Genomic DNA, 13,682 nt, shown 5'->3' with positions numbered 1-13,682 from the left:
TGTTTAGTAAATTTATGTTTCAAACAATAACCAGCTCGGTATGCCTGTAAATCAATCTATTTGCTGTATTTTTTCTTATAAATACTTTTGCTGTACGGTCTGGATTGTCTGCTCCAGTTTTCTGTCTGCGGTAGGATCTCCGATTGCGTTGAATTTCCATTCCCCGTTTCTTCTGTAAAAAACTCCCATTACCATCGCAACATGCCCGCTGAATGATTTGTCGTTAGCAATATCATATTTAGCGAAAACTTCTTTTACATTAGTCGGTGTTCCCTCATAAATACGAATGGACGCAAACGGAATGGTTCCGAAATCCTGACCTCTGTAGCTGTTCAAAACCAGGGCAACATGCTCAACACCGGGATCCAGCTGATTGAAATCCACCGTAATAACCTCATTATCCAAACCGTCATCTCCGTCTACATCCCCTGTAAGATCATCCCCACTATGCTTCACAGATCCGTTTTTAGACTTTAGGTTTCCGAAGTAGATTACTTCCGTTGCATTTTTATTGGAATCATATAAAATACAGCTCGCATCTAAGTCTACTGCTTCTTTTTTACTTCCCCCGAAAAAGCTCTTTTTCTCAATCGCCCCCCAGTTAATCCCCACACAGGCTTGCGTAAGAGTAGTTCCGTTTTCTTTGGTAAGATTAATTCTTTGACCTTTCTGTAAGTTAATAGCCATTTTTTTATGTTTAATTATTTTTTTAGTGAACTGCGAAACCGCTGAATCGCAAAATTACTTTTATCCTACCTTTTTTGAAGGTAGCTTCTTTTTAAGTTAATCCGTTAAACTGAATAATTGTGAAATTGCTTCCTTTATTATCTTATAGTAACTATTTTACAGTTTCTACAAATAATGCAATTTGGCCTTTTTACAATTCAGCAAATTTGCATTTTCCCTTCTTCCTAATTATTCAAATTCAAATTAAGCATTGCACGCAGAATATTTGTTTCTTCATTGACATCAAATATTTTGCTCATAATATCAACGTTTTCTAAGTTTCGAAGATAGTCCTTTAAAACAGTCTCTACATCTTCAGGTAGTGTACGTTTTCTTTCACCGATTGATTCCTCCAGCTCCTGATTTTTCCTCTTTAGCTGGTTGATAATAACAATCTGGTTCGATTCATTTTCCGCAGTATTTAAGTACGCAAGCTCATCATCGATCAGGTATAATCTCTTCTCTTCAATGTTGAAGATAAAGTGTTCATCCGATTGAAAGATCCGAAATAACTCATATTCATTTCTGTCGATTCTGTAACCACACATAAAGCGTACTTTAAAGTTTTGTATATTAAGCTTACCTAATAATTTCCTTTCAATAAAATAATCATTGTACTGGTAAGAAGGAACCGGATGAAGCTTAAGTTTTGATTCATCTGCCTCCGTTCTGAAAAATTCCGTTGCATATTTTTTATGAAAATATAAAACATCATTCCAGTTCAGGGTGAATTTATCTTCTGTAAGATCTTTATACAAATTTTTCAAATGCGTAGAAAATATACCGCTGTACATTTTCCTGTCTATTTCAAAACTATCAACTTTCCTTTCTTCAAAAGCTGAAATATATTGATTATTAATATCAATTTCATTAATAACCGCCAGCAGATCGTTTTCCTTTTTCTTCTTTATCTTGGTCAACAATTCTATCAGGCTGTCCGTATACTGAAGGTGAAAAAGCTCAAGCTTCTGAAAATCCAGTGTCTTATTTTCATTGAACAGATTATGTATAATATCTGTTTTAATGTAAATGGATATTATATTAACATTTTCAAAGAAGTTGGCAAGAAGTTTAAGTTTCGTTAATCTTCTTTTACTCTGAGACAGTATGGTTACAGCTTCATCATTCACCGGTGTATCGTATTATTAACCTCTGATATTTGCTTTTAGTTCGCTTTCTAATGTTTGCAGGTCCTGATCCAGCTTTCTTCTGTTTTCTGTTCCTTGCTTTTGGATCTGCTTTACTTCATTCAGGGTATTGATCAACATGGCTGTTGTTTCTTTCAAGGTTTCAGCGGATACAATGGTCTGCTCGTTTGCTTTCGCAACGTTTCTGGAGTTTTGCCCCAGACGTTCTGCATTTTTCCTTAAAATTTCTTCTGTAGTGGAAGATACCTTTTGCTGAATTTCAATATTCTGTTGCTGTCTGTGCATGGCAACAGCTAAAGAAAGCTGATTCTTCCATACCGGCAATGTTGTGGTAAGGATAGTCTGTGCTTTTTCAGCTATGGAAACATTATTGTTCTGTACCAATCTGATCTGCGGAAGGGACTGCATCATGATCAGACGAACAACTTTGAGATCAGCCAATCTTCTGTCCAGCCTGTTAATGAAGTCTCTTTTATCTGCAATCTGATAATCAGCATAATTCTGGATATTCGCTTCCATTTCTGCAAGTTCTCTTCCCGCTCTCTCCATTCTTAGATTCCCTGCAATTACAAGATCTTCTATTTGTTTAATTGAATTCACATTGCTGTCAAAGATCGTTTGCAATACTGCATTATCCTTTGTAGAAGTAATGATCCCGGCATTTACTTTATAAGAGATCTGATCAATATTATTGATTATCTTATCGTACTTCGCAAATAAGTTCTCAACCTGGGTAATTACTTTTTTCATGAATGGCAAACGGCTTAAAAAGCTTTTCGCTTTATTTCCGCCATTGATCTCATCTACATCCACGTAATTAAGCTCAACCAATAAATTATTGATCAGCTCTCCTACCTCACCTGAATTGGATCTTCTTACGTTATTCAGAAAGCTGTCACTCTGATTTGCAAGCGTCTTCTGCAGTTCAGAACCAAAATTTACGATAGAACCGGGATTAGTTTCATCTATGGCATTCGCTGCATTTTCATATTTCTGCAGATCATCATTTTTGATCTGGCTTAAATTCACATTTCCATCGCGGTCCACCAGAACCCCAGGTGTTCCCTGGTTGGATTGAACAGGCTGTGCCGGCTCAAATGTTTTAAGAGGTTCAATTGACTGAAGTGGGTCGATAGGTTGATTGGGTTCGTTATCCATGATAAATTATTGATAAAGTGATACAAATTTTTCAAGCCCTTCTCTCTGTCCGCTTCCTACCGCTTCAAACTTCCACTCTCCGTTTCTGTTATAGATTCTTCCGAATTCTACCGCCGTTTCGATGGAGAAGTCCTCATCCAGCTCATACTTTAGAATTTCTTCGTTGGTATCGGTATTGAAAATTCTAATAAAAGAGTTTCTTACCTGTCCGAAATTTTGTTTTCTTGCTTCAGCTTCGTGAATGGTAACAACCACTGTTATTTCCTTTACAGCAGAATCGATTTTGGTAAGATCAATTTTAATTTGCTCATCGTCGCCATCTCCATCTCCTGTCAAATTATCTCCCGTATGGATTACAGCTTTATCCGGAGATTCCAGATTGTTGTAAAAAATAAAGTGATTATCTGAAACCAATTTTTTATTTTCTCCCAATAAAAATAAAGAAGCATCTAAATCGAAAGAACCTCCCGTTGATGTATTATTGATATCCCATCCTAAACCTACGGTAAATTTAGGTGCGTTTATATTTTCTCTTTGTCCTTTTTGTAAGTTAATAGCCATAATATAATTCTGTTTGTGTTAAAGCATTTATGTTATTTTCGTATTCTTCTATTAAATGATAGTTATTGCTGATTGCCAGTTCAAGCAAGCTATCGATCTGTTCCTTTTTTACTTTAGACGTAAGATACTCAAAATTACTTGAATCCAACCCTAAAATATATTTCACAATTCTCGTATTAAACTGAAAACCAGGCCTCGCCATCACCTCAACAATATGATCTACATTTTTTACTGCATAGTAATTGAAGTAGTTTTCAATTTTCGGGTCAATATTAAAATTCATTAACTCCGCATAATATAAGAATATGAAATCAGCTTGTACGTCATATTCATTCAATATTTTGTTTACAGTATGCTCATGGCTTCCTGTAATTTTGATATCATCTATAAAAATACAAAGTTTTCCTCTTAGAAAATCCTTGTCAATATAATACGTATCATTAGCAATCAGATTTTTCCGATCCTCGAAATTAAGATTTCCATAATCTGTCGTATAGGTATGATTACGGTTGATCTTGGATAAAATACTTGACTTCTTTCCTTTTTGAAAAAGATAGAAATCAAGGCACTTTTTAAAATAAAAGCATAAAAAGTTTGAAGCAGTGGGAATTGCCATATATGGACTCGGTAAAATCACGATTTCTTTATCGGCATCGAAAAGCCCTTCATAATGTCTAATAAATCCTTCGAATAATTCTTTAGCAAACTTCTCGGCATAAGATTTATCTCCATATTTAAAATAACTGTATTCTGCCGGAGAAAAGCTAAACTCTTCCGCAGAATGAATATGATGTAAACTGTACCTCGTGTTCATAGTTATTATATTGAATGTTTAAGTAAATGTGCATTGAAACCAAAGCTTTTCGCTCCATTAAAATCGGCAATCGCATTATCACCGATATGCAAAATCTGGCGAAGTTCCAGCTCCTGGTTTTTGATTTTACTTTTCACTTCCTGAAAAGCAATCGGATTGGGTTTTGAACAATTGATCTCATCTGAATAGATATGGAAATCGATATAATCGTCCAGATTCTCTTCTATTAAAAACTTTCTAAGCGTTTTCCCTTTTATAAAGCCGGTATTACTTAAAATATTGATGGTCTTCCCCTGGTTTTTGATCTCGTCGAAAAGCTGGTGTATATTGTCAAAAATAATAACCGGTTTGTACTCCAGGAACAATTCTTCGCTTTTTATATAAAATGCATTGAGATCATCCGTATTGATTTCTTTTATATCAACCTGTAAAGCGCTTAATATAAGAAGATAAATTTCAAATGTATCCACATTCCCTCCTGTAACTTCGTTCATCGTATTACACAAATCATCATAATATTTTACTGTTTTTGTAACAGTTTCTATGGGTTGATTAATGGTAAAAAACGAGGTGAACAGCTCAACTCTTTTTGCTTTAAATTCAGGGTGAGATTTTATCAAAGTAAGCCACAAATCAAAAGAGAAATGATAGTGGTTATGGATGTCAATATCTGTTTTCAAAATGGTACGTATTACAATTTACACAGAGCATTGCTAAAAATTACTCCATATAATTTCATTTTTTCGTCGTTAGTTTTTAGTTTGAATCTATTCAATTCCTCCCAAAGATAATTTTTTAAAATTAAAGTCTGTTTTTTTTATAACTTTTTAAGATTTATGATTAATAATTAAGAAAAAAAACGACAAGTCATCATGGCACGTACCTACCATCTGTCTATTTCTCGGGCATTACCTTATAAGTGGGATCATCTTCTATGCTAACATCAATTACCGCTTCCGCTGTTTTTAAAATTTTCCTGCAGTCTTCGCTTAAATGGCGTAGGTGTAAGGTTTTATTGAGCTCATGATACCGTCTGGACAGCTTATCCAAAGCATCAATTGCACTCATATCAACAATTCTGCTTTCTTTAAAATCCACAACAACTTTATCCGGATCGGCTGCCGGATCAAATTTCTCGGCAAATGCGGTTACAGATCCGAAAAATAAAGGGCCGGATATTTCATAATATTTTACTCCGTCCTCATCAACGTACTTTCTTGCTCTGATCCTTTTTGCATTATCCCAGGCAAATACCAACGACGCAATGATGACTCCTACAAGAACAGCTAAGGCCAGATTATGCAAAACTATTGTTATCATCGCGACGATCACCCCAACAAATATGTCAGACTTAGGCATCTTATTGACAATCCTTATCGAAACCCACTGAAAGGTACTGATGGCTACCATCATCATTACTCCTACCAAAGCAGCCATTGGAATTTTTTCAATAAATGGTGCTCCTACCAGAATAATAATTAAAATCGTTATTGATGCAATGATTCCTGAAAGCCTGGCTCGAGATCCTGCATTGAGATTAACTAACGTCTGAGCTACCATGGCACAACCGCCCATTCCGGCAAAAAAACCATTGGTAATATTAGCAAGTCCCTGAGCCACAGATTCACGGTTAGCATTTCCTTTGGAATTGGTGATCTCATCAACCATCGAAAGAGTTAAAAGAGATTCTATAAGGCCTACACCAGCCATGATTAATGCGTAAGGAAATATAATTTTCAGGGTTTCCAACGAAAATGGTACGGCAGGAATATGAAATGCCGGAAAACTTCCGCTGATGTGTGCAATATCCGCGACAGTCTTTGTATGGATATTTAATCCCAGAACAAGTCCAAAAACAATAATAATGGCAACCAATGAGGCAGGAACCACTTTGGTCAGTTTAGGAAAAAAATAAACAATGGCTATCGTAAAAGCCGTAAGTCCGGCCATAATATATAAAGAACTTCCCTGAAGCCAATGAACGGCTCCGTTGCCATCTACAAATTTAAACTGTTCTACCTGAGCCATAAAAATAATGACCGCTAAACCATTTAAAAACCCATACATAACAGGCTGAGGAATGAGGCGAACAAATTTCCCCAGTTTAAAAACGCCAACCAATATCTGGAAAACTCCTGCTAAAGCAACGGTTGCGAACAGATATTCTACTCCATGCGATTTAGCCAAAGCAATCAATACCACGACCGTAGCACCTGCTCCTCCGGACACCATTCCCGGCCTTCCTCCAAAAACAGCCGTGATCAATCCCATTAAAAAAGCAGCATATAAACCCGTAAGCGGAGAAAGTCCCGCAAGAATCGCAAATGAAAGAGACTCCGGGATCATGGTCATCGCGACAGTAAATCCCGCAAGTAATTCATTTTTATAATTAATTTTTTTAGGAAAATCGAAGATATTAGTGAATGCATCCATAGTTAATCACAAAGGTAAATACTTGAAATATTATACACAATAAACGAATTCTCAAAATAGCATAAACGAATAAGCATTATTTCAAATAATTCACACATAAATTTATATTATTAAAAATATAAAAATTTAAAACCTTAATTTTTCCGTTAATGTCATTTTTTAACATTATTTATTACTTATATTTTTTGCATCAATTTTAAATTTTTCTATATTTGAAAATCAAGAAGTTGATTTTTTATTATATAACTTTAAATTAAAATAAGATTTTTCTTATTTAACTTTTATAAAAAAAATTAATCTACGAGTAAACAATATAAAGAAAAAATTGAATGAAAGGGCTTTAGATAATATATTATTGCTACTGCAGTCATAAAATCTGATATCTATAGTATTTTATTAGACGAGACAAAAGATAAATAATCGCTAAAAGCATCGATGGAGGTTAGAAGGATACTCAAGTCATTCTTTACATACTAAAAAATTCAGCAAATAATAGCCATGCTATTCCAGAAGTTTTGCTTTTTACCATCTTCGCTGCTCACAAGGGCAATTGATTACCTATTTTGTAACATATTCTATTATTTCTATACGTATCACATATTCAGAATACAGTTGATATACTATTTTATCTAATCTATCCAAGCAAACACTAATTATAAAATATTATCTAATAAAAATGTTATACAAAGAAATACATATCGGGCAATTCGTGAAAGAGCGGGTTGACGATAAAGGAATTACAATGGAAAGAATTTGTAATTTCTTAAACAAGGATGAAGAATTTGTTGAAAAGATGTACAACAGCAAATCGATAGATACAGAAGTTCTGCTACGATGCAGCAAATTACTGGAGTACGATTTTTTCAGATTATATAGTTCTCACCTTATTTTATATGCTCCACCGGCAGCTGTAAACAAGAATACGGAGAAATCAGACAAAATCCCTTATTTCAGAAAAAACATTTACACACAGGAAATAAAAGAATTCATCATTAAAAGAATTCAATCAGGAGAGATGACTCTGAATGAGGTCATTAAAGAATATTCTATTCCTAAAAGTACCCTTCACCGTTGGCTGCAAAAAATAAACACACCCATTAAATAAGATATAATGCGACCAAATTACAGCAAGATTTACCATGATATGCTCAGACTGGAGCATCCGGATAAATTAGAAGAACCCAAAATTAAAGAATTACTGAAAAGACTTAACACTTCTGATGATGTTTTAAAATTCAATGAAAGAATTTTTGAACAATCAAAAGAAAGCTCAAAAAACAATCAAAAACTAAAGACCTACGACAAAAAAACAATGCTTAAACTGCTGCAATATCAAAAAAAGCATGGCTTTTCGACAAGTTATATGTCTAAAAAGTACAAGATAAGCAGAACTACCATTGCAAAATGGAAAAAGAACTTTGAAGAAGAAATCAGTTAAAAAAAATAATAAAAAGCCGGCGAATGATTATTTGCCGGCTTTTATTTAAGCTAGATAGGTCTGTACATTCGAATCATAATGCCTATCATAGCTTTTCTATAAAGAAATAAAATATTGATTTTTTTAATCAACAGATTGATAACTTTGTTCATCATGAAAGAAGAGCACGAGCTGAATATTGTATCATTTGTCGGTCGTTATTTCAATTACATCCTTCCCGAAAAGGAAATGGACATTGTATGCCTGTCCGTCAGTGGCAAAGAGATAATACCTCTTGAGGGTAACCGCATTCATTTTTATATGATTATTATAGGAGTGAAGGGTAAAACCAGAATCAAAGCAGGCTCGCATCAATTTTTAATCATGCCCAATAGTGTTTCTGTGATTCCGGCAGAATCATGGGTAGCATTAGAAAAGCCCCAGAAAACATTTGATGCAAAATTCATCTTTTTTGAACCTTCATTTTTAAAAAAAGGCTGGGCTTACAACCATGTGCTGAATGATCTCATGTTCATTAATCCCAACTATCCTCCGACATTTCCTCTGAAAGGAAAACAACAAAAAGATTTCCTGTACAAATTCAATAAAATTTCACAGGAAATAGACACAGAAGCTCCCTTCGGAATGGAAATGATACGACTTTATCTTGTACAGATTTTATTTGAATACAATAGGATTTGCGAAATCTGCCTGCTGAATTCCGATACTTCGATCAACCGGAAATTTCAGATTATGCACCGCTTCCGGCAGCTTGTTGACATGCAATTCAAAGAAAATAAAACCGTGGCATCTTATGCGGACCAAATGAACATAACCCCTAAATACCTCAGCGAGTGTGTAGCTGAACATTTAGGATATCCGGCTTTAAAAGTTATTCAAAACAGAATCTTGCGGGAAGCTGAAGTACTTCTGAAATATACTGAGAAAAGTATTAAAGAGATCAGTAATGAACTGCAATTTGACTCACCAACGCATTTTTCCCGCTTCATACAACATCAGAAAGGCAAAACTCCCACAGAACTTAGACAGCAACCGTAAAATTGGTCATTTAAGCCGAAATCCGGCTCTCCTATTTTCTTGTCTTTATGTATAGCTTTGTATCATCACATTAAACAAAAAAATCATGATCAAAGGATTATATGAAACCCATATTCAAGTGAGTAACCTGGAGAATGCCATTCAATTTTACACTGAAGTATTAGGCCTCACACTGGCTCATCGTGACGAAACGAGACCTATTGCATTTTTATGGATTGGTAAAGGAAAGGACTTTATGCTGGGTTTATGGGAGCAAAAAGAAAATTTACAACCACGGCATTTTGCTTTTTCAAGTGATAAGGAAGACATCCTGAACTATTCTGTTGACTATTTACATAACAGAAATCTGAAACCTTATAATTTCTTAAAAGACGGGATAGACAAGCCTATGGTTTTTGCATGGATGCCGGCTTTAGCTATTTATTTTAATGATCCCGACGGAAATCAACTGGAATTCATCTCTGTTTTAGAGAGTGAAGGCAGACCTGAATGGGGTGTAATTTCTTATGAAGAGTGGGTTAGTAAAAATAACGAGGGGAAATAAATTCATCCGCTCAAAATCTTTTTGAATTAAAAATTCTGGCCCGTTTGCGGACCAGAATTTTCAAATTGGCATACCATCAATTCTGAAGAAAATTAACAATTTCTTCAGACGTGTCCACGAGTACATGTCCCTTATTTTCATCAATAATTGTTTTCAAGTCCGGCAATATACCTCCAAGACGTTTTGAAATCTGTTCTGTAGACCGGATAACATCTCTTCTTCCTCCAATGAACAAAACCGGCATGGTAAGGTTCTCCAACTCCTCATCCTGAAAGATATACTCTTTATCCATCCGTGCATTGACATGATCCTTCATTAGATCCATAAACTCTATAACCTTTGGATCAACGGACTGTTCTCCTAATATAATTTCGTTGATTTTTTTCCTGCCCGCTTTCCCAAACAGCGAGTAGAATATCGCCTTAAATATAAAACTTCCTGCAGTTCTTACAATACCGGCTGGTGAAAGCAAAACCATTTTGTATACCCTTTCAGGAAAACACCCTGCAAAACGCACTGCCAGCCATCCTCCCTGGGACAACCCTACAATATGTGCTTTTTTTATCTGCATTGCATCAAACACCTCATGTAACCACAGGGCATAATCCATGGTTTCATAGGAAAGCCGCGTCTCCGCACTTTTCCCGGGTTCACCGATAATATCAACGGCTATTACTTTATACTTTTGAGCATAAACATGGAAATCTGAGATCCATGACGTCGAATTGGATGACGCGCCATGTAAAAGCACAAGAATGTCTTCATTTTCCTCACCGGCTTCTACCATATATGTATCTCCAAAACTTGTTTTACATACTCTTTGCTTAATTCCCACACCACAACCCAGCAGCGCAGCATCATACATTGTCAAGATCTTTTGTCTTCCCTGATCATTCTTAAAAACGGTATTTTTTCTCATTACCTATAATTTTTAAAATTTCCTTTTACTTATTCAGATGGTACTAAAAAAGCAGATTTCTTTACAGAAACCTGCTCATATATAATAATTGGGGCAGTTTTCTATTTTGCGAAAATCTCTTTAAGCTGGGAAACAATATTGCTGTTTCCGGATACGGTAATATCTCCGATTTTATCCGCGATCCTTTCCATATATTCCATTTCTTTCAGTTTCCACAACACTTCATTTTCTTCCATCAATTTTGCGGTATTCAGCAAGCTCCTTGTAGAAGCTGTTTCCTCCCGACGCATGATGCTATTGGCCTGAGCCTTTTTCTCGGCAATCAAAACCTGATTCATGATCTCCTTCATTTCTCCGGTAAGAATAACATCACGAATCCCCGCATCTGTAGCTCTCAGTCCAAGATCTTCACCCTTTTTACCCATATTAGCAAGAATCTCCTGTCCTACATTATCCTTTTTCACCAGCAATTCATCCAGTGTTAAAGCCCCAACAAATTCACGCAAAGCCAATTGCATGATAATGTATAGTTGCTTATCATACTCCTTATTATCCATCAATGCTTTCACCACATTTTCAACCTGGTAACGGACATAAAAATTGATACGAAGCATTGTTTTATCTTTTGTTAAAAGTTCCTGACCTGCAATCTCCATTTGTTGCATGCGGGTATCTACACTTTTAACTTCAACAGAAATTTCATTCATCCAGAAATAATAAGTCCCTGCTTCCAGCACTTTTGTCAGCTTTCCATCAATAATGAGCAAACCTTTGTATTGACTTGTTACCACAAATTTTCTCACAAGGTTTTTCAATTTTGGATTTTCCAGAATCGTTTTGGAAATTTTTTCAGTAATATCAACTTTCGTCATATCAATCTTTTGAAATGTCCTGTTTACGACATCTTTCCAGGCAGCATATTGCCCTACATGCAGAACTTCTTTAAAGATTCCGTTTTCATAGACTAAAACAAGTTCTCCGTCTTTTACCTCAACCAATTCAAGCATAGCGCTTAACTCCTGATGTTTTAGTAAAAGCAGCAGGTCGTCATTTATCTGCAAAAGTGTTTTCACTTCATAGATATCCACAGATTTATTTCCAAAAATCCAGTGATGGCCTTCTCGTAAAATCTCAATAAGATTCCGGTTTTTAAATACCAGACCTACCTGATATGCATTAATTTGTACATTTCTAAACATCATATTATATTTTAAGGTTATTTTATACTTTATAAAAGGAAAAAACTGAGGATTTTTCTTCTGAAAACAGCGGAAATAAGCATTTCTGAAAGAATCATTTCAAGACATACATGACAATACTACTTTTTGGGGACACGGGCTTTTGAGCGTATTCACTGTCACTGCTACACAAAAAAAACTTCATTTACACCATCCAGCTTTTTATCATGATCCGTCAGGTTATTTTTTCACAAAAAACTTTTTTACAGGCTTCTCCAAAATATTGACTGAACAACTGAAAAAGCTCAGACTTTTTCCATACATACATTTTTTGAAGAGAAATATTAAACTCTGCAAAATAGATTTTGAGTCTATTTTAACCTACGTTAAAAGCGTAGTGCTCTGACCAACTGAGCTATCTCATCCAAAATGAGAGTGGGAATCGAACCCACGCATAAAGCTATTACTCTACCCAACTGAGTTATATTTCCATAAGGAAACAGAAGGATTCGAACCTTCGACCCATAGCACATGGTAGAAGTTTTTGGAAAACTCCTCAAACCTTCAGATCAAGCTGAACAGAATAAGATCATGTTTCTCAACAATCCTTCTGCAATGGTGATATACCGAAACACTCAACAAGACCTGTCTGATATCTTCATTAAGGTTTGCTTTTTCCAAACCTTATTATTATTTCATTTTGATAATGCAAAGTAATAATAGAAATACGCAATCATTTTGCGTAATAAATTATTTATACAGGAAATCGATTTTCTTACTCTAAAAGACTTGTGTTTTAATTACCTATTTGGGCTATCCAGTCATTCACATTTTAAATCACTTAAATAATAAAATTAACTAACCGTAGTACGTAATTAATTAAAATGTTTATATTTGCACAATAAAAATACTTGACAACTCAAATAAAATTCAATGATAAGTACAGATTTATTACTGCTTATGAACGTTACAAAAGTGCAGGCCATTATTTCAAGAAAATTTGATGCATTGAGTGTGCATGGACTTAGCTTCAGTGATTTTACGATCCTGTATATTCTTATAGGGTCTTCAGAACATAAGATCCGCAGGATAGATCTGGCGGAGAAAACAGGTTTAACAGCTTCAGGGATTACACGCCTTTTGAATCCCCTTGAAAAAATAGGTCTTGTATCCAGAGAAGCCAATGAGAGAGATGCAAGGGTCAGCTATGTTGTAATCACTGATACCGGGAAAAAGGTCTTTGAAGAAGCAAAAAAAACAGCAGAAAATATTACAGCAGAAGTATTATCATTTAAGAAGAACAAATCTCTTAAAGCTACTTCAGAATTCCTATTTGAGCTGGGAGGATCGATACAATAATGAACAGACAATGGATTTAAATGAAAAATACAATTAAACAGCAACTTAGAGAAAAAGCTAAAAATCACCCTGTAACAATGGGAGTTCTTTCTATTAAAAATACCATAAACGGAAAGCAGTTTATCCAAGGCTCCCTTAATGTGGAAGCATTGGAGAATAAAATAAAATTCTCACTCAATATTGGCCAGTACACGCATCGGCAATTGCAGTCTGACTGGAATGAGTACGGTGAAAATGCATTTATATTCGAATGTATTGCGGTAGTGGAGCCCCAGAACAATCCTTATATCAATTACCGTCAGGAAGTTTTAAAGGCAGAAAAGAATTGTATCGAAGATATTGAGCTCCCGGAAAATCTTTATTAGT

At 35.1% G+C, this 13,682-nt stretch carries 15 protein-coding genes; 6 read left to right on the top strand and 9 right to left on the bottom strand.

What is annotated here, in order from left to right:
* Positions 1 to 75: 75 nt before the first annotated feature.
* From MTQ00_RS19875 to MTQ00_RS19845, 7 genes are all read right to left on the bottom strand, one after another.
* Positions 76 to 687 carry a TerD family protein gene (locus tag MTQ00_RS19875; RefSeq protein ID WP_172283782.1) on the bottom strand — a complete coding sequence of 204 codons (612 nt, stop codon included), beginning with the start codon at positions 685 to 687 and terminating at the stop codon, positions 76 to 78.
* A 224-nt stretch (positions 688 to 911) separates the two neighbouring features.
* A complete protein-coding gene (locus MTQ00_RS19870; protein WP_273650748.1) occupies positions 912 to 1,856 on the bottom strand; it encodes a hypothetical protein in 945 nt (314 codons plus the stop codon).
* 15 nt (positions 1,857 to 1,871) lie between these two features.
* Positions 1,872 to 3,032, bottom strand: a complete 1,161-nt coding sequence (locus tag MTQ00_RS19865) for a toxic anion resistance protein (RefSeq protein WP_172283780.1) — start codon at positions 3,030 to 3,032, stop codon at positions 1,872 to 1,874.
* 6 nt (positions 3,033 to 3,038) lie between these two features.
* Entirely contained in the window at positions 3,039 to 3,593 is a 555-nt protein-coding gene (locus MTQ00_RS19860) for a TerD family protein (RefSeq protein WP_172283779.1), read from the bottom strand.
* Positions 3,583 to 4,407 (bottom strand): phosphoribosyltransferase family protein, encoded by an 825-nt coding sequence (locus tag MTQ00_RS19855; protein ID WP_273650747.1) that lies wholly within the window; start codon positions 4,405 to 4,407, stop codon positions 3,583 to 3,585. Before MTQ00_RS19855 ends, MTQ00_RS19860 begins: the two co-directional genes overlap by 11 nt.
* Positions 4,408 to 4,412: 5 nt before the next feature.
* Complete coding sequence (locus MTQ00_RS19850; RefSeq protein ID WP_172283776.1) at positions 4,413 to 5,087, bottom strand: HAD family hydrolase; 675 nt, start codon at positions 5,085 to 5,087, stop codon at positions 4,413 to 4,415.
* 214 nt (positions 5,088 to 5,301) lie between these two features.
* Positions 5,302 to 6,840, bottom strand: coding sequence for a SulP family inorganic anion transporter (locus MTQ00_RS19845; RefSeq protein WP_273650746.1), 1,539 nt, complete (start codon positions 6,838 to 6,840; stop codon positions 5,302 to 5,304).
* A gap of 676 nt (positions 6,841 to 7,516) precedes the next feature.
* Here MTQ00_RS19845 and MTQ00_RS19840 point away from each other — a divergent pair.
* From MTQ00_RS19840 to MTQ00_RS19825, 4 genes are all read left to right on the top strand, one after another.
* Positions 7,517 to 7,945, top strand: coding sequence for a helix-turn-helix domain-containing protein (locus MTQ00_RS19840; RefSeq protein ID WP_172283772.1), 429 nt, complete (start codon positions 7,517 to 7,519; stop codon positions 7,943 to 7,945).
* Between the two features lie 6 nt (positions 7,946 to 7,951).
* Positions 7,952 to 8,278 carry a helix-turn-helix domain-containing protein gene (locus MTQ00_RS19835; RefSeq protein WP_172283770.1) on the top strand — a complete coding sequence of 109 codons (327 nt, stop codon included), beginning with the start codon at positions 7,952 to 7,954 and terminating at the stop codon, positions 8,276 to 8,278.
* Positions 8,279 to 8,431: 153 nt separating this feature from the next.
* Complete coding sequence (locus MTQ00_RS19830; protein ID WP_273650745.1) at positions 8,432 to 9,316, top strand: helix-turn-helix domain-containing protein; 885 nt, start codon at positions 8,432 to 8,434, stop codon at positions 9,314 to 9,316.
* A gap of 85 nt (positions 9,317 to 9,401) precedes the next feature.
* Complete coding sequence (locus MTQ00_RS19825) at positions 9,402 to 9,860, top strand: VOC family protein (RefSeq protein WP_273650744.1); 459 nt, start codon at positions 9,402 to 9,404, stop codon at positions 9,858 to 9,860.
* A 76-nt stretch (positions 9,861 to 9,936) separates the two neighbouring features.
* On the opposite strand, the gene MTQ00_RS19820 is transcribed toward MTQ00_RS19825, so the two are convergent.
* Positions 9,937 to 10,779, bottom strand: coding sequence for an alpha/beta fold hydrolase (locus MTQ00_RS19820; protein WP_273650743.1), 843 nt, complete (start codon positions 10,777 to 10,779; stop codon positions 9,937 to 9,939).
* Between the two features lie 101 nt (positions 10,780 to 10,880).
* Positions 10,881 to 11,981: a slipin family protein gene (locus MTQ00_RS19815; protein WP_273650742.1), complete on the bottom strand. Its 1,101-nt coding sequence runs from the start codon at positions 11,979 to 11,981 to the stop codon at positions 10,881 to 10,883.
* Positions 11,982 to 12,890: 909 nt separating this feature from the next.
* On the opposite strand from MTQ00_RS19815, the gene MTQ00_RS19810 reads away from it, so the two are divergent.
* Together MTQ00_RS19810 and MTQ00_RS19805 are read left to right on the top strand one after the other, a co-directional pair.
* The gene (locus MTQ00_RS19810; RefSeq protein ID WP_273650741.1) at positions 12,891 to 13,316 is read left to right on the top strand and encodes a MarR family winged helix-turn-helix transcriptional regulator; all 426 of its coding nucleotides are present in this window, start codon (positions 12,891 to 12,893) and stop codon (positions 13,314 to 13,316) included.
* 20 nt (positions 13,317 to 13,336) lie between these two features.
* A complete protein-coding gene (locus MTQ00_RS19805; RefSeq protein ID WP_172283760.1) occupies positions 13,337 to 13,681 on the top strand; it encodes a GIY-YIG nuclease family protein in 345 nt (114 codons plus the stop codon).
* Position 13,682: the final 1 nt, after the last annotated feature.

Origin of the sequence: Chryseobacterium sp. B21-037, from assembly GCF_028570785.1 — a bacterium.
GTDB lineage: Bacteria > Bacteroidota > Bacteroidia > Flavobacteriales > Weeksellaceae > Chryseobacterium > Chryseobacterium proteolyticum.
Note: the sequence above shows the minus strand (reverse complement) of the source record. Positions and strands in the feature narration are given on the sequence as shown.